22 protein-coding genes are annotated in these 21662 nt (G+C 67.7%); 10 read left to right on the top strand and 12 right to left on the bottom strand.

The window, feature by feature from the left end; translation table 11 throughout:
• Positions 1-2: 2 nt before the first annotated feature.
• A complete protein-coding gene (radA, locus tag AC1ROD_RS10350) occupies positions 3-1367 on the bottom strand; it encodes a DNA repair protein RadA (RefSeq protein ID WP_492948158.1) in 1365 nt (454 codons plus the stop codon).
• Between the two features lie 69 nt (positions 1368-1436).
• Positions 1437-2480, bottom strand: coding sequence for an alanine racemase (alr, locus tag AC1ROD_RS10345; RefSeq protein WP_492948157.1), 1044 nt, complete (start codon positions 2478-2480; stop codon positions 1437-1439).
• A 173-nt stretch (positions 2481-2653) separates the two neighbouring features.
• Here alr and AC1ROD_RS10340 point away from each other — a divergent pair, with 173 nt between their 5' ends.
• A complete protein-coding gene (locus AC1ROD_RS10340; protein WP_492948156.1) occupies positions 2654-2899 on the top strand; it encodes a hypothetical protein in 246 nt (81 codons plus the stop codon).
• 74 nt (positions 2900-2973) lie between these two features.
• Here the strand turns inward: AC1ROD_RS10340 and AC1ROD_RS10335 are convergent, their stop codons facing one another.
• From AC1ROD_RS10335 to AC1ROD_RS10305, 7 genes are all read right to left on the bottom strand, one after another.
• Positions 2974-4455 (bottom strand): replicative DNA helicase, encoded by a 1482-nt coding sequence (locus tag AC1ROD_RS10335; RefSeq protein ID WP_492948155.1) that lies wholly within the window; start codon positions 4453-4455, stop codon positions 2974-2976.
• Between the two features lie 167 nt (positions 4456-4622).
• Positions 4623-4991 carry a hypothetical protein gene (locus tag AC1ROD_RS10330; protein ID WP_492948154.1) on the bottom strand — a complete coding sequence of 123 codons (369 nt, stop codon included), beginning with the start codon at positions 4989-4991 and terminating at the stop codon, positions 4623-4625.
• A 146-nt stretch (positions 4992-5137) separates the two neighbouring features.
• Positions 5138-7621 carry a TonB-dependent receptor plug domain-containing protein gene (locus AC1ROD_RS10325; RefSeq protein WP_492948153.1) on the bottom strand — a complete coding sequence of 828 codons (2484 nt, stop codon included), beginning with the start codon at positions 7619-7621 and terminating at the stop codon, positions 5138-5140.
• A gap of 402 nt (positions 7622-8023) precedes the next feature.
• The gene (rplI, locus tag AC1ROD_RS10320; protein ID WP_492948152.1) at positions 8024-8608 is read right to left on the bottom strand and encodes a 50S ribosomal protein L9; all 585 of its coding nucleotides are present in this window, start codon (positions 8606-8608) and stop codon (positions 8024-8026) included.
• A 1-nt stretch (position 8609) separates the two neighbouring features.
• Positions 8610-8894 (bottom strand): 30S ribosomal protein S18, encoded by a 285-nt coding sequence (gene rpsR, locus AC1ROD_RS10315; RefSeq protein ID WP_207932220.1) that lies wholly within the window; start codon positions 8892-8894, stop codon positions 8610-8612.
• A gap of 12 nt (positions 8895-8906) precedes the next feature.
• The gene (gene rpsF / locus AC1ROD_RS10310; protein WP_207932219.1) at positions 8907-9287 is read right to left on the bottom strand and encodes a 30S ribosomal protein S6; all 381 of its coding nucleotides are present in this window, start codon (positions 9285-9287) and stop codon (positions 8907-8909) included.
• A gap of 197 nt (positions 9288-9484) precedes the next feature.
• Positions 9485-11611 carry a TonB-dependent receptor plug domain-containing protein gene (locus AC1ROD_RS10305; protein WP_492948151.1) on the bottom strand — a complete coding sequence of 709 codons (2127 nt, stop codon included), beginning with the start codon at positions 11609-11611 and terminating at the stop codon, positions 9485-9487.
• 176 nt (positions 11612-11787) lie between these two features.
• Here AC1ROD_RS10305 and fabD point away from each other — a divergent pair, with 176 nt between their 5' ends.
• The 9 genes from fabD (at position 11788) to AC1ROD_RS10260 (ending at position 19233) form a co-directional block, all read left to right on the top strand.
• Positions 11788-12735, top strand: a complete 948-nt coding sequence (gene fabD, locus AC1ROD_RS10300) for an ACP S-malonyltransferase (protein ID WP_492948150.1) — start codon at positions 11788-11790, stop codon at positions 12733-12735.
• Positions 12736-13077: 342 nt separating this feature from the next.
• The gene (fabG, locus tag AC1ROD_RS10295; RefSeq protein WP_492948149.1) at positions 13078-13818 is read left to right on the top strand and encodes a 3-oxoacyl-[acyl-carrier-protein] reductase; all 741 of its coding nucleotides are present in this window, start codon (positions 13078-13080) and stop codon (positions 13816-13818) included.
• 168 nt (positions 13819-13986) lie between these two features.
• On the top strand, positions 13987-14226 hold the full coding sequence (locus AC1ROD_RS10290) for an acyl carrier protein (RefSeq protein ID WP_131249014.1): 240 nt from the start codon (positions 13987-13989) through the stop codon (positions 14224-14226).
• 180 nt (positions 14227-14406) lie between these two features.
• A complete protein-coding gene (fabF, locus tag AC1ROD_RS10285; protein ID WP_492948148.1) occupies positions 14407-15687 on the top strand; it encodes a beta-ketoacyl-ACP synthase II in 1281 nt (426 codons plus the stop codon).
• Positions 15688-15722: 35 nt separating this feature from the next.
• Positions 15723-16904 (top strand): endolytic transglycosylase MltG, encoded by a 1182-nt coding sequence (gene mltG / locus AC1ROD_RS10280; protein ID WP_492948445.1) that lies wholly within the window; start codon positions 15723-15725, stop codon positions 16902-16904.
• Complete coding sequence (locus AC1ROD_RS10275) at positions 16901-17788, top strand: YicC/YloC family endoribonuclease (protein ID WP_492948147.1); 888 nt, start codon at positions 16901-16903, stop codon at positions 17786-17788. The genes mltG and AC1ROD_RS10275 overlap by 4 nt, the downstream gene beginning before the upstream one ends.
• Entirely contained in the window at positions 17778-18419 is a 642-nt protein-coding gene (gene gmk, locus AC1ROD_RS10270) for a guanylate kinase (RefSeq protein WP_492948146.1), read from the top strand. The genes AC1ROD_RS10275 and gmk overlap by 11 nt, the downstream gene beginning before the upstream one ends.
• A gap of 83 nt (positions 18420-18502) precedes the next feature.
• A complete protein-coding gene (locus AC1ROD_RS10265; protein ID WP_492948145.1) occupies positions 18503-18697 on the top strand; it encodes a hypothetical protein in 195 nt (64 codons plus the stop codon).
• Between the two features lie 65 nt (positions 18698-18762).
• Positions 18763-19233 carry a hypothetical protein gene (locus AC1ROD_RS10260; protein ID WP_492948144.1) on the top strand — a complete coding sequence of 157 codons (471 nt, stop codon included), beginning with the start codon at positions 18763-18765 and terminating at the stop codon, positions 19231-19233.
• Here AC1ROD_RS10260 and AC1ROD_RS10255 read toward each other — a convergent pair whose 3' ends face one another.
• The 3 genes from AC1ROD_RS10255 to rsmA are packed head-to-tail and all read right to left on the bottom strand — an operon-like array spanning position 19234 to position 21643.
• Entirely contained in the window at positions 19234-20367 is a 1134-nt protein-coding gene (locus tag AC1ROD_RS10255) for a pyridoxal phosphate-dependent aminotransferase (RefSeq protein ID WP_492948143.1), read from the bottom strand.
• On the bottom strand, positions 20364-20831 hold the full coding sequence (locus tag AC1ROD_RS10250; protein WP_492948142.1) for a hypothetical protein: 468 nt from the start codon (positions 20829-20831) through the stop codon (positions 20364-20366). Before AC1ROD_RS10250 ends, AC1ROD_RS10255 begins: the two co-directional genes overlap by 4 nt.
• Positions 20828-21643, bottom strand: coding sequence for a 16S rRNA (adenine(1518)-N(6)/adenine(1519)-N(6))-dimethyltransferase RsmA (gene rsmA, locus AC1ROD_RS10245; RefSeq protein WP_492948141.1), 816 nt, complete (start codon positions 21641-21643; stop codon positions 20828-20830). The genes AC1ROD_RS10250 and rsmA overlap by 4 nt, the downstream gene beginning before the upstream one ends.
• Positions 21644-21662: the final 19 nt, after the last annotated feature.

Raw genomic sequence — 21662 nt, 5'->3', positions numbered from 1 at the left:
ATCTAATAGCGGTTTTCCGAGATTCGTTCGACGGCTTCCGTCAATCGGCTGACGCCTGTGACCAGAACGCCATCCCCCTTGACCGTCAGGGGATGGGACAGGACGTGGTCGAAGCCCAGTTTCTGGGCCTCGCGCAGGCGGGCCTCGGCCCGACCCACGGCGCGGATCTCGCCCGACAGGCTGATCTCGCCGAAGACGACGCAGCCTTGGGGCAGGGGGACGCCCGTCGCCGAGCTGATCAGGGCCGCCGCCGCCGCCAGATCGGCCGCGGGCTCGTTGATCCTGAGACCCCCCGCGACGTTCAGATAGACGTCCTGATTGCCGAAGCCGATGCCGCAGCGGGCCTCCAGAACCGCCAGGACCATGGCGAGGCGCCCGGTCTCCCAGCCGATCACCGCGCGGCGCGGGGTGCCATAGGCGGAAGGGGCGACCAGGGCCTGGATTTCGACCAGCACGGGGCGCGAGCCCTCGATGCCCGCAAAGACGGCGGCGCCCGGCGCCCGCTCCTTGCCCTCGCCGAGGAACAGGGCCGAGGGGTTGGAGACCTCACGCAGGCCGGTGTCGCCCATCTCGAACACGCCGATCTCGTCGGTGGCGCCGAAGCGGTTCTTGCCCGCGCGCAGGATGCGGAACGGATAGCCGCGCTCGCCCTCGAAGCTGAGGACGGCGTCGACCATATGCTCGACCACGCGCGGCCCGGCGACCTGGCCGTCCTTGGTGACGTGGCCGACGAGGACCACGGCGGGGCCGCCCGCCTTGGCCATGCGCACCAGCTCCCCGGCGCAGGCCCGGACCTGGGTCACCGAGCCCGGCCCGGCCTCATGGGCGTCGCTCCACAGCGTCTGAACGGAATCGACGATGACGATGTCGAACTTTTCGCGCTTCAGGGTGCCGAGGATGTCGCGCAGCGCCGTGGCCGAAGCCAGGGCGACCGGGGCCTTCTCCAGCCCCATCCGCTTGGCGCGCGAGCGGATCTGTTCGATCGCCTCCTCGCCCGAGATATAGGCGACCTTGACCCCGGCCAGGGCCGCGCGGCCCGCGACGTCCAGCAGCAGGGTCGACTTGCCGACGCCGGGGTCGCCGGACAGTAGCAAGGCCGATCCCGGCACCACGCCGCCACCGCAGACGCGGTCGAACTCGGTCACCCCGGTGATGATGCGCGCCGGCTCGGGCGTCTCCGACATCAGCGATTCGAACTGCAGGCCCCGCGTCTTCGAGGCGCTGAGCGGCTTCAGCGCGCCGGGAGGGGCCGAACGGCTCTCCTCGACGATGACGTTCCACTGATTGCAGGCGGTGCATTGCCCCGCCCATTTGCCGTGCACCGCCCCGCAGGACTGACACACATAGATCGCACCGTCTTTCGCCATGAGGATGGCTTACAGGAGTCGGCCGACGTGGGGCAGGGGGCTGTCGGCGGGGTGCGTCCGGAATTGACGTCAGCCGATATAGGCGCGCGGCACCCGGGGCATGACCGAGGTCAGCATCTCATAGCTGATGGTGCCCGCCGCGTGGGCGGCGTCATCGACGAGGCGGTTGGCGCCGAACAGCTCGACGGAATCGCCGACGGCGACGTCCAGGCCGGTGATGTCGACCGCGATGACGTCCATCGACACCCGGCCGAGGATGCGGCGCGTCTCGCCGTTGACCCAGACCTGACCCGAACCGCTGGTCCCGGTTGCGCGGATCAGGCCGTCGGCGTAGCCGGTGGCGCAGGTAGCGACACGCACCGGCGTCTCGGCGACGAAGCCGCGCGAATAGCCGACGCTCTCCCCCGCCGGAACGTCGCGGGTCTGGAGCACCTCGGCGGTCAGGGTGGCGACCGGGGCGATACGCGGATCGGCCTTCGCCTCCGGGCCGCCGCCGTACAGGCCGATGCCGGGCCGGACCACGTCGAACTGGAACTCCGGTCCCAGGAAGCAGCCGCTGGAGTTGCCGAAGGAGCGGATCACGCCCGGATACTTCAGGGTCGCTGCGGCGAAGGCGTCCCGCTGGCGCACATTCATCGGCTCGGACGGCATATCGGCGCAGGCCAGATGGGTCATGACCAGCTCCAGCCCCTCGAAGGGCTCTGGGGCGTCCTCCGGGCGGAAACCGAGGCGGTTCATGCCGGTGTCGATCTGAAGGCCGCAGGGGCCGCCGCCGACCGCCGCCCAGGCCGCCTGTTGCTGTCCATGATTGATTACGGGGCGGACGCCCGCCGCCTTCAGCGTCGCCGCCTGATCGCCGTGGCAACCGTCCAGAACATAGATGACCGGCGCCGGCCCAAGGGCCTCGCGCAGGGCGACGCCCTCCGTTCCACGCGCCACGAAGAAGGTCCGCGCCCCCTCTGCCATCAGCCGCGTCGCCACCGCCGCCGCGCCCAGCCCATAGCCGTCCGCCTTGACCACCGGATGCACCGGCAGGCCGCTGACCCGACCCAGGGTCTGATAATTCCGCGCGAGGGCGTTGAGGTCGACGGTCAGACGGGCAGGGGCGTGCATGGGGGGGTTATGGCTCAACACGGCGATCGATGTGAGCGGAATTCCGGCGCAAGGCGCGGGGCAGGCGTCGATCGGGTCATAACGCCGTTTTGATTGGCCGTTTTCGCCAGGGATTGCACAACCTTGCGTGGTTCGGAATATTCCGATCATTCAATGCGCGAGGAGCAAAACTCATGAAATCGACGGTGGCTGTTATTTCGATCTGCGCCATGGCCCTGGCCAGCGTGACCCCGGCCTTCGCGCAGTCGAACGGGCCGTCGCGGCCGAACGGTGGCAACCGCGACGGGCAGGCTGCATACGAGCTCGCGTGCGCGATCATGTGGGCGTTCGACGTGCCGGCTTGTGCGGAGCTTCCCAACTATCCCGCCAAATTCAAGCGGGCCACGGAGACGGCGACCGATATGTCTCAAGACGGCTGACGGCCTCGTGGCCGGCGGGCTGTGGAAACACCGGCAGCCCGCCGCTGCGTTCGCGCGACTCCACTATTCCGGCGTTATTCCGGAATGTCGGAGAAGCTTGCGCCATACCCCTTGGCCAGGTTGCCGAAGCGGGTGGTGTCGGCGTCGAAGGCCAGTTTGACGATGCCGATCGGGCCGTGGCGCTGCTTGCCGATGACGACCTCGGCCTGGTGCTGCAGGACGTCCATGTCTTCCTGCCACTTGAGGTGCTCCTCGGTGCCCTCGCGCGGCTCGGCCCGGCCCAGGTAGTAGCTTTCGCGGTACACGAACATGACGCAGTCGGCGTCCTGCTCGATCGAGCCCGATTCCCGAAGGTCGGACAGCTGGGGCCGCTTGTCCTCGCGCTGCTCGACCTGACGCGACAGCTGCGACAGGGCGATGATCGGGACGTTCAACTCCTTGGCCAGGGCCTTCAGGCCGCCGGTGATCTCGGAGACCTCCTGCACCCGGTTCTTCTGGCCGCCGCCCTCGCCGACGGTGATCAGCTGGAGGTAGTCGACGATGATCAGGTCCAGGCCCTGTTCGGCGCGCTTCAGGCGGCGGGCCCGGGCGGCCAGTTTGGAGATGGAAATGCCGCCGGTGGCGTCGATGTAGAGGGGGCTTTCGCCGATCTCGATGGCGGCGTCGCGGATGCGGCCGAAGTCCGAGGCGTCGATCTCGCCCTTGCGCAGCTTGTCGGACGACACGCCCGAGGCGTCGGCCAGAATACGCATGGCCAGCTGTTCGGCGCTCATTTCCAGCGAGTAGAAGGCGACGACCCCGCCGGAGACGGTCTTGCGGCCGTCCGGCGTCGGCTCCCAGCGATAGTTCCTGGCCACGTTGAAGGCGATGTTGGTCGCCAGGGCCGTCTTGCCCATCGACGGACGGCCCGCGAGGATCAGAAGGTCGGACGGGTGCATACCGCCGAGCTTGCTGTCGAGGTCGTCGAGGTGGGTCGCCAGGCCGGCCAGCTTGCCTTCGCGCTGATAGGCCTCGCCCGCCATCTGAACCGCGCCGGCCAGGGCGTGGGAAAAGCTCACGAAACCGGACGATGGCGCGCCGCTCTCAGCCAGGGAGTATAGGGTCAGCTCGGCCTGTTCGATCTTTTCGATGGCCGCCGTCTCGGGGTCCGGCGCGTCCTTGATCATGTCGCCGCCGATGCGGATCAGATCGCGGCGCAGGGCCAGGTCGTAGACCACGCGCGCATAGTCCGGCGCATTGGCCCCCGGAGGCGCCCGGTCCATCAGGTCGGCGAGGTAGCGCAGGCCGCCGAACTCGGCGAAGGCCGGGTCCTGCTTGAACCGCTCCATCAGGATGGTCGGCTCCGCCAGCATGCCCTGGCGGATGTGGTCCTCGATGGCGTCATAGAGTCGCTGGTGGAAGGGCTCGTAGAAATGCTGGCCCTTCAGCCGGTCGGACAGGCGCTCGAAGATGGCGTTGTCGAACATCAGCGCGCCGAGAAGCGCCTGCTCGACCTCGAGGTTGTGCGGCAGGGACGGGACGGCGACCGTATCGGGGAAGGGGGCATAGGCGTTCATTGCGTTAACGCCTTACCCGTCGCACGCCCCTGCGACATGCGCGGACGCCTCCGCATCCGTGGACAACCCAAGTGCTTCTGGGGACAGGGTGAAAATATCCAATCCTGTCAGAGAACGGAGCTTTCCCAAGGGTCAGGCTTGCGCGGGAAGCCCTTAAGGATCAGCCCTTATGCCGGGCAGGGATAGCGTTCGGCCATCCATTCCCGCAGCGCCTGGGTGACGCTGATCTGGCTGCGGCGCGCCGCCGGGATGGCGTTGAAGCGGCGCAGGATGTCGTCCGGCGAGAAGCTGACCTTCTCCGGCATGCAGGTGGCCGACGGGCGGCCGGCGGCGCGGGCCGCGGTCTGTTCGGCGCGCACGGTGCGCATGCCGTCCCTGAACTCGTTCATCAGCCGACGGGTGTCCGAGCGCAGCAGGGCGGTCGGGTTCTGGGGGATTCGGCTGGCGGTCGTCAGGAACTCCTGCACCGTCATGGCGCTGGCCGCCGTGGCGATCAGGGTCATGGCCAGAGCCAGAACGGCGACGCGTTTGAACATTGGACTTCCCCTTCGATCCGACGGCCAAGCTTGGCGGGACTGCGGTGGCCAAAGGATGACTGAAAACCGCCGAAACGGAAGCGGCCCAAATGAAAGCGGCGCGGGGATCCCTCCCCGCGCCGCGTCCGTCCGGCCTGTGGAAGGCCCTAGAAGCTGTAGCTCAGCCGGCCATAGAAGAAGCGGCCGTTGAAGCCGTAGGGCGAATATTGCGGGAAGCCCACCGACCCGGTCGTGCCGTTGATCGCGGCCGGCGTGAAGATCGGATACTCGTCAGTCAGGTTGTTGACCCCCACGGCGGCGGCGACGCCCCACGGCAGCTGATAGCGGCCTTCCAGATCCAGCAAGGTCGCGTAGCCCGTCGAATAGTCGAGGCTCGAGGCGTTATTGGCGATCAGGACGCTGTCGTAATAGGTCGCCTTGGCCGTGAGACCGAAGTCGCCGTAGGTCCAGTCGACGCTGCCCAGGATCTTCTGCTCGGGCGTGCCCTCCTCGAAGGCCAGGACGTTGGCCCGGTCAAACAGGAAGCCCGGGGTCGTGGTGATCGTCGCGCCGCCCGGAATGGTGATGGTCGGGTTGGACGGGGTGCGGGTGATCTCCGTGGAGTTGAAGTTGGCGGCGACCGTGAAGTCGAAACGGCCGAGGGAGTCGGTGGGAAGCCGATAGCGACCCACGACATCCACGCCGCTGGTCGAGGTGTCGACGCCATTGAGGAAGAAGCGGGCCGCGCTGATGCCGAAGGCGGAGGTCAGATAGGTGTTGATCGCCGCCGCCGTGGCCGCCGACTGACCGTCACGCGAACCGGTGCCGCCCAGGTTCTCGGAGTAGACGATGCGGTCCTGGATATCGATGCGGTAGGCGTCGACGGTCAGTTCGAAGCCGCCCTTGCGCAGCACGAAACCCCCCGAGAAGTTGGTCGACATCTCGGGTTCGAGCGGCTTGGCGCCCAGGGCGATGGCGGTCGGCGAGTTGACGCGGAAGGTGCCCGCCTCGATCAGCGAGGTGCCGGCGCTCGTGGCGACAAGGTTGGTCGAGGTGTAGCTGAAGTACTGCTGCTGCAGGGCCGGGGCCTTGAAGCCGGTCGAGATCGCGCCGCGCACGGCGAAGAAGGGCGTGAAGTCGTAGCGGGCCGACAGCTTGCCCGTCAGGGTGTCGCCGAAGTCGGAATAGTCTTCGTACCGGACCGCGCCGCCCAGGGTGAACTGTTCGGTGAACTTGCCTTCGAGGTCGGCGTAGACCGCCCAGTTGTGGCGATCGACGTCGATGGCGGTCGACGGGCTGAATCCGGGGAAGCCCTGCGAGCCGAGGGCGGCGCTCAGTGGTCCCTTGTTGTAGGAGGTGGCCTCGCCCGGCGTCATGCCGAAGGTTTCACGGCGGTATTCGGCGCCGATGGCGAGGTTGACCGGCTCATAGAGGCCGAGCTCGAGCGGCTTGACCGCGTCCAGGCCCACGGTCAGCTGGTCGTAGTCGAGACCGCCCGCGCGGAAGAAGGTCTGGGACGCGGCGCCGTAGGAGGCGTTGAGGGAGTTCAGGACGGTGTAGGCCAACTCGTTGCGGCCCCAGCCCACCGACAGATCCACATCGAAGCCGCCTGCCTGGCCCTTGATCCCGCCGTAGAGGTTGTAGTCGTCGATCTCGGCGCCGATCACCGGGGTGAAGCCGTTCGGGTAGATGGCGGGGACGTTTCGGGCGTCATTGTACGGACGCGCCGTTGCGGCCGACTGGGAATAGCGGTGCTGGTAGCCGCCGAAGCTGTAGGCCTCCCAGCTCCCCGACAGCGGCGTGCCGGCGTTGTACCAGATCGAACCCGCCTTGAGCTTGGGATCGCCGAAGCGGGCCAGAACCGTGGTCGAGGATCCGCCGTTGACGGCAGCCGGGGCCGCGTAGTCGGAACGGTTGGTCGGATCGCGCTGCTGCAGTTCGCCCGAGACGGTCAGGAAGCCTTCCGAGCCGAGGGGGAGACCGACCCAGCCGGCGACCGAGGTCGTCTCGCCGTCGCTCCGGCTGTGCGAGCCGCGGGCCGTATCGAAATCGGTGTCGTAGATGCCGTAGTTCAGCGTCAGGCCGCCGCCATGATTGGCCTCGCGAAGACGCAGGTTGATCACGCCGGCGATGGCTTCGGACCCGTACTGGGCAGAGGCGCCGTCGCGAAGGACTTCAGTCGAGCCGAGGGTCACGGTCGGAACAGTGTTGAGGTCGAAGGCCGTCGAACCGCGCCCGATCGCGCCGTTGACGTTGAGCAGCGCCGCGATGTGACCGCGAATGCCGTTGATCAGCACCAGGGTCTGGTCGGGCGCCAGGCCGCGCAGGGTCGCCGGACGGACGTGGTCGGAGCCGTCCGAAATGGCCGGGCGCGGGAAGCTGATCGACGGCGCGGCGGCGGCCAGGGACGCGGCCAGTTCGGTGCCGGTGCCCGAGCGCTGCAGGGTTTCGCCCGAGATCACATCGACCGGCGCAACGGTGTCGAGACGCGAACGGCCCGCCACGCGGGTCCCGGTGACGACCACCTCCTCGACGGTGGCGGCTTCGTCCTGTGGCGCCGCGGTCTGGGCGGAGGCGACGAGGGGGCAGGCCAGCAGAGCGCCGGCGGAGGCGAAAGCCAGAAGGAGAGTGCGGGATGAACGAGCGTGCATGGGTGCGCCTGGAAACCGAGGAAAGGGCCGACGTGTGAGCGCCGGGGATGATCGCCTGATCCCTGGATCCGGCGGAAGGCCGGGATGTTTCCCATTGGTCGGTCTACGGAGGAGGTTGCCGCAAGATCCTTGCCGCAACACCCCAAACGCCGCTCTTGAGAGCAAGCTGGTTGCGTGACGGGAAGCGGTCAAGCACGCCTTAACCGCTTGCGTTCACCACGTTGCATTTTTGACATATCGATGACACGCATCGGGCGCCGAGAATGCCCGCGCCGCCTGGCTGTGCAGTTTTCCCTTTCGGACCAAAGTTATAGGCCCCGATCGGGCGGTCCGTGGAAAGCGGGCAAAGAAAAGGGGCGCGCCCCGAAGGACGCGCCCCTGATCACTCAATCGTCAGGTCGATCAGGCTTCGGAGCCGAGACCGTCCTGTTGGCCGGCGCCGCCCTCGACCATGTCGCGGGCTTGTTCGGCAGCCAGTTCGCGATCTTCGTCGTAGGCCGACTTGATCACGTCCTCGCCCTTCGCCTGACGTTCGGCTTCTTCGGCCGAGCGGGCGATGTTGATCTTGACCGTGGCCGAGACCTCGGGGTGCAGGCGAACCAGCACCTCGTGGACGCCCAGCGACTTGATCGCGACGTTCAGCACGACTTGCGAACGCTCGATCTTGCCGCCTTCAGCCTGAACGGCTTCGGCGACGTCGCGGCCGGCGACCGATCCGTACAGCTGACCGGTTTCACCGGCCTGGCGGATCATGACGTAGGACTGACCGTCGATCTTGTCGGCGATCTTCTGAGCGGCGTCCTTGTTCTTCTCGTTGCGGGCCTCGATGGCGGCGCGGTCGAGTTCGAACTTCTCCAGGTTCTTCGACGTGGCGCGCAGCGCCTTGTCGCGGGGCAGGAGGAAGTTGCGGGCGAAGCCGTCCTTGACAGTGACGACGTCGCCGATGGCGCCGAGGTTATCGACGCGTTCCAGCAGAACGACCTTCATCTTACTTCACCACATAAGGCAGGAGGGCCAGATAGCGGGCGCGCTTGATGGCCTTGGCCAGTTCGCGTTGCTTGATCTGGGAAACGGCGGTGATGCGCGAGGGCACGATCTTGCCGCGTTCGGAGATGTAACGCTGCAGCAGCTTCACATCCTTGTAGTCGATCTTCGGCGCGCCTTCGCCCGAGAACGGGCAAACCTTGCGGCGACGATAGAACGGACGGCGGCCGGCGGCGCCGGAGCCCGCGGGCGTGCCCGGGACGTTACGGGGAGCGGTGGTATCGGTCATGTGATCTGATCCTTACGCTTCGACGGCGTCTTCACGCGCCGGACGCTCGCGGTCGCGTTCACGTTCGCGCTCGCGGCGGGCCAGCAGCGGCGACAGTTCCAGGTCGAGTTCCTCGACGCGGACGGTCAGCCAGCGCAGCACGTCTTCGTTGATGCCCAGCTGACGCTCGACTTCGGCCATGGCGGCCGGAGGCGTGTCGATGGCGAGCAGGGAATAGTGCGCCTTGCGGTTCTTCTTGACCCGGTAGGTCAGGTTGCGCAGGCCCCAGTATTCGATCTTGGCCACGGTGCCGCCGCCGGCGACGATGAGGTCCTTGATCGTGTCGTTGAGGGCTTCGGCCTGTTGCGCGCTGATATCCTGGCGCGTCATGACCGTGTGCTCGTAAAGAGCCATTCGTCAGTCTCCCTTGTGGGGCGTCGGCGCCGACGGACCGGGTAAGTCGCGCCTGCGATGGCTCCTGAAGCGGCGGCCGGGATGACTTCCCGAACCCTTTGGCGTTCCGCATCAGGACCGAAGCCCTGGAAAGCGGGCGCGTATAGGGGAAAACCGGCGATCCGGCAAGGACTGTCGGCGCTGACGGGCGAAACGCCTCAGAAGCTGCGGCGCAGGCTGACCGTGGCCTGGATCTGGCCCTGGCTGAAATTGACCTCGTCATAGCTGACGAGGCTGGACCCGCGCACGCCGTCGAACAGGCGGAAACGGCTCTCGCTGGGCTGGCTCACCGTCAGGTCGCCGCTGAGGCTGAGCGTGTCGTCGGGCCGGTAGCTGAAGCTGCCATAGACGTAAGGGTCGGACCGCCAGAAGGAGAGGGTGCGCGCGCCATAGGACCGGCCTTCGCCGCCGCTGGAGGCGCCGATGGTCCAGCTGACACGCTGGACGGTCAGGTTGCGGCCGAGGCTGAGGCTCCAGAGAAACGGCTGCTCGCCGCTCAGGCGGCGGTCCTCGAAGGTGATGGGATCGCGCGTCCGGGACCGCCTCCAGGTCGCCGAGGCGTTGAACGTGCCGCCCGTCCAGCCGAACCGGTCCAGCGGCAGACGGTTGGTCAGCTTCAGGGTGTCGCGCGTCGCGTCGCCCACGTTGCGCGTGATGGTGAAGGTGACCGGGTCGGTCTCGCCGGGCGGGATCTCGGTGACGATCACCGAACCCAGAACGTCGTCGATCCACTCATGCGTCAGCTCGGCTGTGAAGGCGCCCTGTTTGTCGTAGACGCGTTCGTAGCGGGCCTGGGCGAGCCAGGTCTGGGCCGGGCGGATATCGGGGTTGCCGCGCCCGAACACACCGGTGCTGAACGAGGCCGAGGCCTGGAAGGCGCCGAAGGACAGCTGTTCGGCGTTGCGCTCGGCCTTGAAGTTCCACTGATGGCCCGGCTTCGGCGTCCAGCCGAGGTTCAGGCGAGGCTTGAGGAAGCTGAGCGTGGTCTCGCCCTCGCCGGCGTTGCCGGTGGCTGTGATGCGCGACGCCTCGTAGCGCAGGGTGGTCTCGACGCTGAGGTTCGGTCGGGCGGCCCAGACGCCGGTGATGAAGCTCTCGGACCTCAGCTCCTCCACCCGGGTGTCGTCGCCGGGCAGCAGCAGGGGGCTGTCGTTGAAGCGGTAGGCGGTGTCGGATTCCACCCAGTTGAGCGCCGCTTCCGACCCGGTTTCGAAGCTCCAGGCGCCCATGGGCGTGTTCAGGGCCGCGAACTTGATCGAGCCGTTGAGGATGCTTTCGCCCTTGTCCTCGCCCGACAGGCTCAGGGAGGTGAAGTCCGGCGTGTCGTAGCGGCCGTCCGAGGTCGCGTGGATCAGCTGTTGGGAGCCCACCAGCTCCAGCGTCGCGCCGCGCGGCAGGCTGCGGGTCCAGCGCAAGGCCATCTCGCCCTTCCACTGCTCGTCCCGGCTGACCGAGCCCTCGCGGCCGAAGGGAATGACCAGCAGGTCGGCGAAGGCGTAGTCGGAGCCGTTGTAGCTGAACAGGCCGTTGGCGCGCAGCCGGCCGCCCGCCAGCGGCCCCTCATAGACCCCGGTCGCTTCGGCCTGATCAAAGAGATAGTCGCCCGTGGACAAAGCGCGCAGCAGGACCGTTCCGTCCGGCGCGGTGCGAATGCGATAGCCGTTCTGGGCGCCCGGGCCGTGATAGAGCTGCAGCGACCCTTCCAGCGAGCGGCCGCCGCGCTGTTGCTGGACCTGCAGATAGAGGTTGGGCTGGATGTCGCCGGTCGAGACCAGATTGGTCCCGACCGAGACGGCGCCGCTGAGGCCCGCATCGGGCTTGCGGATGACATTGGCGACCACGGCCTTGCCCTGCATGTCGATCCCGCCCGCGCCGCCGCGGACCAGTTCGATGCGCAACACCTGGGAGGCCGGGATGCGGGAGAGGATGGAGTAGAGGGTGTCGCTGCGCGTCGGTGGCCGGTCGCCGTCGATCAGGACATTGCCCTGCGTCCCCGCCATGCCTCGCGCCGAGGTCCCGCCGTCGAACTGGAAGCCCGGGATGCGATAGATCATGTCCAGGGCCGTGACCGGCCGGAACTCGGCGAAGAAGTCCGCCGCATAGGGAGTGATCCTGTCGTCCGCGGCGGCCTCGGCCGGGGCGGACGCCGTCTGGGGCTCTTCGTCGTCGAGGGCGAAGGCCGGGTCGGCGCTGAACGCCGCCGCGACCCCGAAGGCCCAGAAGGCGATGGACGGACTTCGCCGCCCCGAACGGACAGGACGCGCCTCTAGCGGATTGAAAACCAAGGCCCGTTCCCCCCGAACGCCGTTTCAGTATGGTGACGCTGGAGGGGCATTGTGTCGGACCTGCGGCTTCATTCAGGCCGTTGTGCAACCGAGGCGATATCGGGCCTTCCGCTTGCCCTCAGGGAACGTTCGGCCTACGCCTCCGCTCCTGATTCAACGGCCCTATGGACGGTTCAATGACCCTCGCCCTCCTGTTCCCCGGACAAGGCAGCCAGTCGGTCGGCATGGGCGCGGCCCTGGCCGACGCCTTCGCCAGCGCGCGCGACGTCTATGCGGAGATCGACGAGGCTTTGGGCCAGAACCTGTCGCAGCTGATGCGCGAGGGCCCCGAGGACCAGCTGACCCTGACCGAAAACGCCCAGCCGGCCCTGATGGCCGTGTCGGTGGCGGCGGTGCGGGCGCTGAAGGCCGAGTTCGGGGTGGACGTCACCGCCGCGAGCTTCGTCGCCGGCCACTCGCTGGGCGAATATTCGGCCCTGTGCGGCGTGGGCGCGATCTCGCTGGCCGACACTGCCCGCCTGCTGAAACTGCGCGGCCAGGCCATGCAGCGCGCCGTGCCGGTGGGGCAGGGGGCCATGGCCTCCCTGATCGGACCCAAGACGGATCTGGCCCTCGCCGAAGAGGCCGCGAAGGCCGGTTCGGAAGTCGGGATCTGCGTTGTCGCCAATGACAACAACGCGGGCAACATCGTCATCTCGGGCGACAGGGCCGCGGTCGACCGCGCCATCGAGAAGGCCAAGGAGCTGGGCGCGCGGGCCATCCCGCTGAACGTCTCGGCGCCCTTCCACTGCCCCCTGATGCAGCCCGCCGCCGACGAGATGGCCACCGCACTCGCCACCGCGACCATCCTGGCCCCGGCCGTGCCGGTCGTCGCCAATGTCACCGCCGGTCCGGTCACCGATCCGGAGATGGTCCGCCGCCTGCTGGTCGAACAGGTCACCGGCCGCGTGCGCTGGCGCGAGAGCATGATGTGGATGGCGGGCGAGGGCGGCGTGACCCGCTTCGCCGAGATCGGCTCGGGCAAGGTCCTGACCGGCATGGCCAAGCGTATCGCGCCCGACGCGGATGCGGTGGCGCTGAACACGCCCGAAGAGCTTGAGGCGTTCGCGAAGTCGCTAGAGTAGGCTGATGAAGTGGCCAAGCGTCCATTTCTGGGGCTGGTTCATGGTGCCCGGCCGGCTACTCGTATTGGTCGGTGCGCTCGTTCTCGGGACGTTTACAGACTGGGTCTTGCAGAACGGGCTGGGTGTTCACCTTTCCACTCCCGGCTGGTTGGTCCTGCCTTATTTTCTGGTTCTCGGTCTTGGGTCGCTGTTGCTGCTCCGATGTCCGCGATGCGGCCGCAGCGCCTATTCGAGAAACGGGTTCTTTCAGAATAACCTCTGGCCCGTTCGCGTTTGTACCAAGTGCGGGCTCGACCTGAGCCGACACCACCCCTTCGATTCCACAGCCAAGCGAGGCGACTAATGTTCAATCTCACCGGCAAGACCGCCCTCGTCACCGGCGCCACCGGCGGTATCGGCGGGGCCGTCGCGCGCGCCCTGCATGCGCAAGGCGCCACCGTCGTCCTGTCGGGTACGCGCGAGGCAGTGCTGGCCGATCTGGCCAAGGAGCTGGGCGAGCGCGCCCACTTCGCCACCGCCAACCTGTCGGACCCCGAGTCGGTCGACAATCTGGTCAACGCCGCCGAGACAGCCGCGGGCGCGCCGCTGGACATCCTGGTGGCCAACGCCGGCATCACCAAGGACGGCCTGCTGATGCGGATGAAGGACGAGGACTTCCAGTCCGTCCTGACCATCAATCTGGAAAGCTATTTCCGCCTGTCGCGCGCCGCGATGAAGGGGATGATGAAGCGCCGCGCCGGTCGCATCATCGGCGTGACCTCGGTCGTCGGCGTCACCGGCAATCCGGGCCAGACCAACTATGCGGCGTCCAAGGCCGGGATGATCGGCTTCTCCAAGTCGCTGGCCCAGGAGGTCGGCTCGCGCGGCATCACGGTCAACTGTATCGCGCCGGGCTTCATCGCCTCGCCGATGACCGACGTCCTGAACGATGCCCAGAAGGACGCCATCATGAAGAACATCCCGATGGGCCGGCTGGGTCTGGGCGACGAGATCGCCGCCGCCGCCGTCTATCTGGCCTCCGACGAAGCCGCCTATGTCACGGGCCAGACCCTGCACGTGAACGGCGGGATGGCGATGATCTGACCGATCAAACGATGTAATCGCCCCTTTCCAGCCTGTGCGGCTGTGCTAAAGGGCGGCGCAACCGCTTGCCGTGTGGCCCGTTAGGGTCTTGCACAAGCGTCGCCGTCGTGAGACGGCAGGATTTGAGACAACAGCCGCTTCTCGCGGCCTCATAAGGCAGAGACACCCATGTCCGACACCCTGGAACGCGTCCGCAAGATCGTCATCGACCACCTGGACGCCGATCCGGACAAGGTCACCGAAAAGGCCAGCTTCATCGACGACCTGGGCGCCGATTCGCTCGACAACGTCGAACTGGTCATGGCCTTCGAGGAAGAATTCGACATCGAGATCCCGGATGACGCCGCCGAGCACATCCAGACCGTCGGTGACGCCGTGAAGTTCATCTCGGAAAAGACCGCCGGCTAAGCCCGGCGTCCTGACCCCGAAAGGGGCATGGACGACAGATACGGCCGCCCGATGCTCCCAGCGGAGCGCGGGCGGCCGTTTTCGTTTGGACGAAAGGCCGATCGGCGCTCGCCCTAGCGAGTCGGGCCCGCGCTCACTATGATTTACGGCTTGAGTCTCAACAGTCATGGAGCGCAGGGCATGCGCCGCGTTGTCGTCACCGGCCTTGGACTGGTCACCCCCCTGGGCTGGGGCGTCGAACATACCTGGAAGGGTATCATCGAAGGCAAGTCGGGCATCGGCCAGATCACGGCCTTCGACACCGAAGGCTATGGCTGCACCATCGCCGGCGAAGTGCCATCGGTCGACGGGCGAGGCGGCGGCTCGCCCGACGCGCCGGGCAGCTTCGATCCCGACAAGGTCATGTCCGCCAAGGACCGCAAGCGCGTCGACGACTTCATCCTGTTCGGCATCGCCGCCGCCGACGAGGCGCTGAACGACGCGAACTGGCATCCGGAGACGGACGAGGACAAGGAAGCCACCGGCGTCATGATCGGCTCCGGCATCGGTGGCCTGGGTCCCATCGCCGAGACGGCCATCGTCCTGAAGGAACAGGGCGTGCGCCGGGTCAGCCCGTTCTTCATCCCCTCGGCCCTGATCAATCTGGTCTCGGGCCAGGTCTCGATCCGCCACGGGCTCAAGGGCCCCAACCACGCTCCCGTCACCGCCTGCGCCACCGGCGCCCACGCCATCGGCGACGCGGCCCGGATGGTCGCCCTGGGCGATGCTGACGTGATGCTGGCGGGCGGGGCCGAGAGCTCCATCGTGCCGATCGGCATCGCCGGCTTCCTGGCCTGCAAGGCCCTGTGTACGGCCTACAACGATACGCCCGAGGCCGCCTCGCGCCCCTATGACCGGGGCCATGCCGGCTTCATCATGGGCGAGGGCGCCGGGGTCGTGGTGCTGGAAGAGTACGAACACGCCAAGGCGCGCGGCGCCAAGATCTACGGCGAGGTCATCGGCTACGGCATGTCGGGCGACGCCTATCATATCACCGCCCCGTCCGAGGACGGCGACGGCGCCGTGCGCGCCATGAAGGCCGCCATCAAGCGCGCCGGGATCGACGTCTCGGACATCGACTACGTCAACGCACACGGCACCTCGACCATGGCCGACTGGATCGAGCTACGTGCGGTTGAGAAGGTCGTCGGCGACCACGCGAAGAACCTCGCCATGTCCTCGACCAAGTCGATGACGGGCCACCTGCTGGGCGCCGCCGGGGCCATCGAGGCGATCTTCTGCCTGCTGGCCATGCGCGACCAGATCGCCCCGCCGACCATCAACCTCGATGATCCGGAACACGAAACCGCCATCGATCTCGTGCCACACAAGGGCAAACCGATGGAGATCGATGTGGCCATGTCCAACAGCTTCGGCTTCGGCGGCACCAACGCCACGGTCATCTTCAAGAAGGTGGCCTAGTGCTCAAGGGTTCGGGGGGACCCATCAAGGGGCCGGTGAAGGGGCCCAGGCCCGTCCTGCGCGGCAAGCGCTCGGGCACGGTCGCGGCCCTGCTGGCGGCGTCGGCGACGTTCAGCCTGTTTCTGATCGCGGCCCTGGTCTGGGCCTGGAGCGTCTATTACGCGCCCGGACCTTCGGCGCGGGCGGGGGAGGCGACCGTCGTCTCCCTGCCCAGCGGATCGGGCGTCTCGGCCATCGCGGCCCAGCTGAAGAGTGCGGGCGTCATCCGTTCGACGGACATGTTCAAGGCCGCCGCCACCCTGACCGGGGCGGACCGCAAGCTGCGGGCGGGCGAATACCAGGTGCCGACGAAGGCCTCGCTGCGCTCGGTGCTGCGGCTGCTGACCGACGGCCGCGTCGTGCGCCACTACGTCACCATCCCCGAGGGCTGGTCTTCGCTGCAGGCCGTGGACATCCTGAACAAGGAAGACGTCCTGACCGGGACGGTCGAGACGCCGCCCGCCGAAGGCTCGCTGTGGCCCGACACCTATGAGGTTTCGCGCGGCGAGACCCGCGCCTCGGTGATCGCCCGCATGCAGCGCGCCATGACCGAAAACCTGGCCCGCCTGTGGGCCTCGCGCAGCCCGGCGACGGTCGTGCGTTCGCCCGAGGAGGCCGTCATCCTGGCCTCGGTGGTCGAGAAGGAGACCGGTCTGGCGGCCGAGCGCCCGCGCGTGGCGGCGGTCTTCTCCAACCGGCTGCGCATGGGCGTGCGGCTCGAGAGCGACCCGACCATCGTCTACGGCATCACCCACGGACGGCCTCTGGGACGCGGCATCCGCCAGTCCGAGCTCCAGGCCGACACGGGCTACAACACCTATCTGATCGACGGCTTGCCGCCGACGCCCATCGCAAACCCGGGCAAGGACGCCATCGCTGCCGTGCTCAATCCGCCGCGTTCGAACGACCTGTTCTTCGTCGCCGACGGCACGGGCGGCCACGTCTTCGCCAGCACCTATGAGCAACATCTGGTCAATGTGGCGCGTTGGAGGGAGATCGAGCGACGGAAGGCCGGCCTTCCGCCCGGCGCGACTCCGCCCGCCGCCCCCGGGGCTCTGGCTCCCGGCACGGCGCCAACGGACCAGCCCCTGACCGGAGAGGCCGTCATCACCATGCAGCCGCCCGGAACCCTGACGCCGTCCCGCCCCCTGCGTCCCGCCACGGCCGACCCGCGATGAGCGGCCAAATCTCGGGCATGACCGGCTTCGGTCGGGCCGACGGCGCGCTGGACGGCTGGAGCTGGAGTGTCGAGGCGCGCTCGGTCAACGGCCGCAATCTGGAGGTCCGCTTCCGCGGCCCCAACGGCTTCGACAACCTCGAACGCCTGACCAAGACGGCGGCGCAGGAGCGGCTGAACCGTGGTCAGGTCACCGTCGGGGTCCAGGCGAAGCAGGCGCAAGCCGGGGCGGCGGCGCTCAAGGTCAACGAGGCGGTGCTGAACCGCTATCTGGAGCTGGCCAACCAGTTGACCATGGAGGGGGCGACCCCGCCCTCGGCCGACGGCCTGCTGGCCCTGCGCGGCGTGCTGGACACGCCCGAGGAGGATGCGGATACCGAGGCCAAGGCCGCCATCGAGGCCGCCATGGCCGCGACCGTCGCCGAGACGCTCGATGCGCTGAAGGTCTCGCGTGAACGCGAAGGGGCCCAGCTGACGCCCGTCATCAGCGACTTCATCGACGCCATTGAAGCTCTGGTCACCCGCGCCGGGGGCGAGGCCCAGGCCCAGACCGATCATATCCGCGACCGCTTCGCCCGCCGCATGGCCGAACTGGCGCCCGACGCGCCCGGTCTCGACGACCGGATCGTGCTGGAAGCCGCCGCCCTGGCCACCAAGGCCGACGTTCGTGAGGAGCTGGATCGGCTGACCGCCCACGTCGCCTCGGCCCGCACCCTGTTGCGGCAACCGCCCGCCGGACGAAAACTCGACTTCCTGATGCAGGAATTCATGCGCGAAGCGAACACACTGTGCTCGAAATCGGCTACGACGCCGCTCACCGCTATCGGACTCGATCTGAAGGCGGTGATCGAGCAACTCCGAGAACAAGTCCAAAATGTCGAATGACCGCACGCCGCGCCGGGGCGTCCTCCTGATCGTGGCCAGCCCCTCGGGCGCCGGCAAGACCTCCCTGTGCCGCCGACTGATGGCCGACCACGGCAATCTGGAACTGTCGATCTCCATGACTACGCGCGGCATCCGCCCGGGCGAGGTCGCCGACCGCGACTATCACTTCGTCTCGCCGGAAGAGTTCCAGACCCTGATCGATCAGGATGCCTTCCTGGAGTGGGCCGACGTCCACGGCAGCCGCTACGGCTCGCCGCGCGCGCCGATCGACAAGGCCCTGTCCGAGGGCCGGGACGTCCTGTTCGACATCGACTGGCAGGGCGCCGCCCAGATCGCCGAGAAATGCCCGGGCGACGCCGTGCGCGTCTTCATCCTGCCGCCGAGCCTGGAAGAGCTGCGCCGCCGTCTGGTGACCCGCTCCCAGGACGCCGACGACGTCATCGAGCGCCGCATCCGCAATGCCAAGGGCGAGATCGAGCACTCGGACGTGTTCGACTACGTCTTCGTCAACGACGACTTCGACCGCTCCTACGCCGAGCTCGCCCACATCTATCACGCCGAACGCAGCCGCCGCTTCCGCAACGTCTGGGTCGAGGCCTATCGCGACGACCTGCTGCAGGAAGATGTCTGAAATTTAAGGTGAACGCCGGTTGGCGAATGTCCGCCGGCGTGCATTACTGATCCCGACGCGGGGGCGTTCGGGAGACATCCGAGATGACGCACTTCAAACCCGGCAAGATGGCGATTCTCGCCGTGCTCGGCGCCTTGGCGCTCGGTACTGCGGCCTGCGCCTATGACGACTACGGCGACCACCACCATCGCGGCCATGATCGCGGCGGTCACGGTCCGCGCGGCGGCGACCATGGTCGCGACCACGACGGCCACGGCGACCATCGCGGCGGCCACTGAGTAACAGCGTAGAGCCCGCCGTTCGAACAGGACGGCGGGCCTTTTCACTCCAGGGGGGAGAGGCGATGCTTCTGAGTCTGTTGCTGGCCCAGGCCGTGGTCCAGATGCCGATCGTGTCGCCGGTGGAGCCGGCGTTTCCGCCCGCCGATCCCGCGAAGCTCAGCCTGGTGCTGGTGCAGACCGTGTCCGAGACCGATCCCCAGCCGCTCTGCCCCCAGTGGAACTGCACTTCCATGTTCCTTGGTCGCTACAAGGACGCCGTGACCCTGGCCGGTCCGGCTTTGCCTGAGGAATTCACGGCGCGGATCGAGATGGGGTCGCCCTGGAACAAGCCCTATCGCCTGGCCCTGATCGTCGAGCAGCGCGACGGGCAGGAACCGCTCGTCCGGGCCGAAACCGGCTTCAACGTCCGCACCGGCGAGGGGTGTTTCGAGGGTAAGGACACCGACCCGCTGAACTGGCGGCCGGTCGGTGAGGGCTTCCATTGGCAGCGCCGGGCTCTCTGCCTTACGGATCCGGCCTTCAAGCCTGAATGATTATCCGGCAGCCCGCGCCGCGAACCACGGCCGCATACGCTCCAGCGCCGCTTCGATCAGGGGCGTGGACACCGCGAAGCTGAAACGCATGAAGCGATGACCGTCGACGGGGTCGAAGTCCACGCCGGGCGCCGTCGCCACGCCGGTGTCCCGCAACAGCTGCTCGCAGAAGGCCACGCTGTCGTCGGTCAGGTGGCCGATGTCGGCCCAGACGTAGAAGGCGCCGTCGGGCGGGGCGATGGTCTTCAGGCCCAGCGAGGGCAGGGCCGCCAGCACCAGCTCGCGGTTCCGGCGATAGACCTCGATATGGCCTTCCAGCTCCTCGACGCAGTCCATGGCGACCAGACCTGCGTGCTGGCTCAGCGACGGCGGGGTCAGGAACAGGTTGCCGATATAGGCTTTGGCCGCCGCAATATGGTCGGGCGGGACCAGCAGCCAGCCCAGCCGCCACCCGGCCATGCTCCAGTATTTGGAGAAGCTGTTGATGACGAAGGCCTCGGGCTCGAACTCCAGGATCGAGGGCGTGGGACTGCCGTAGCTGAGGCCGTGGTAAATTTCGTCCGAGACGATGACGATGCCGCGCTGGCGACAGACGTCGGCGATGGCGGCCAGTTCCTTGGGCGCGATGATCGAGCCGGTCGGATTGGCGGGGCTGGCGATGATGACGCCGGCGGGCGCTGGCTCCAGCGCCTCGAGCGCCGCGGCCGTCAGCTGATAGTGTTCGGCCGGCCCGCAGGCGATCTCGACCGGCGTCAGGTTCAGCGCCTTCACCGTGTTGCGATAGGCGACGTAGCCGGGCCGGGCCATGGCGATCCGGTCGCCGGGCCGGAACCGCGACGAGAGCGCCAGAACGAGTGCGGGCGAGGCGCCGCAGGTCATCAGCAGCCGGTCCGGATCGACATTGACGCCGTAGCGGTCCTGATAGAGGCGAGCGATCCGCGCCTTCAGCGGCGTGCTTTCCCAATAGCCCATGCCGTCGACGTCCAGCACCCGGTGCGCCTCGGCGATGGCGGCGGCCGGGGCGCCGGTCGAGGGCTGGCCGAACTCCATATGGATCACGTCGCGCCCTTCGGCCTTGAGGGCGTGGGCGATACGGCTGATGGTGATGGCGCGAAAGGGTTCGATCTCGGTCATGGGAAGCCTCTGAGGCGCTTCAGCTCGGGAGGCAATGCCGGCGAGGTGGCGAATAGCGCAAGCCAGACGGCGCCGGAGGCCAGCATCAGCCAGAGGCCGGCGAGGTCGGGGTGATTGTCCAGCCAGTTGAAGGCGTAGTCGGGATACATTTCCCGCATCGGCGTCGACAGCGTGATCCAAAGCCAGCCGCAAAGCAGGCCGTGTAGAGAGGCTGCATAGCCAAGTGCGCGAACCGCGAGGCGCGGCCCCCGATTGATGAAGGCGACAAACAGGAGCGCCATGGTCGGCACAGCCGCCAAAGGCACGCTGACGGCTGCGGTAGACGCGGGAGCTATGCTGCTGCCCAGACCTTTGCAAACCATCTCGATAAAGGCCTGAAACGCCAAGCCGGGGATCATCACGAAGTAAAAGAAGGCCAGCCCGAGCCGGCCGAGGCTTCGCCTGTCCTCGGGCGCACCGGTCACCGCTGGATCGCCTCGGCCAGCCGCAGGAAGCCCGCCACGTCGATGGTCTCGGCGCGGGCGTCGGGGTCGATGCCGGCTGCCTCGCACAGGGCGCCGCCGCCTAGTTGCTTCAGGCTGGAGCGCAGCATCTTGCGGCGCTGGCCGAAGGCGGCGGCGGTGACGGTCTCCAGCCGCTTCAGCGTCGCCCGGTCGGGCCGGTCGGCGCGCGGGACCAAATGCACCACGGCCGAGGCCACCTTGGGCGGCGGGGTGAAGGCGGCGGCGGGCAGATGCATGACGATCCGCGCCTCGGCAACGGCCTGCGAGATCACCGCCAGACGGCCATAGGCGTCGTCGTCGGTATCGGCCACGATCCGCTCGGCGACCTCTTTCTGGAACATCAGGGTCAGGGCGCACGGCGTCCACGGCCCCGTCAGCCATTTGATCAGCAGGGCCGTGCCGACGTTATAGGGCAGGTTCGACACCAGATGGGTCGGACCCTCGGCCAGTTTCGCCTCATCCACCTTCAGGGCGTCGGCCTGGACGATGGTCAGACGGCCGTCGCCGGCGTCCAGCTCCTCCAGCAGGGGGACGAAGCGCGGATCCTTCTCCACGAGCGTCACCGGACCGGCGTCGCTCTCCAGAATGGCGCGGGTCAGGCCGCCGGGGCCCGGGCCGACCTCGATCACCGCGCGGCCCTCGAACGGTCCGGCCAGACGCACGATCTTTCGCGTGACGTTCAGGTCCAGCAGGAAATGCTGGCCGAAGCTCTTCTTGGCCAGCAGCCCGTGGGCTTCGAGGGATTCGCGCAGGGGCGGCAGGTCGGAACTCATGCGCCCTTGAACACCGCCA

Source organism: Brevundimonas sp. GW821-FHT12E07 (assembly GCF_058807035.1).
This window is presented reverse-complemented; position numbering and strand designations above follow the sequence as displayed.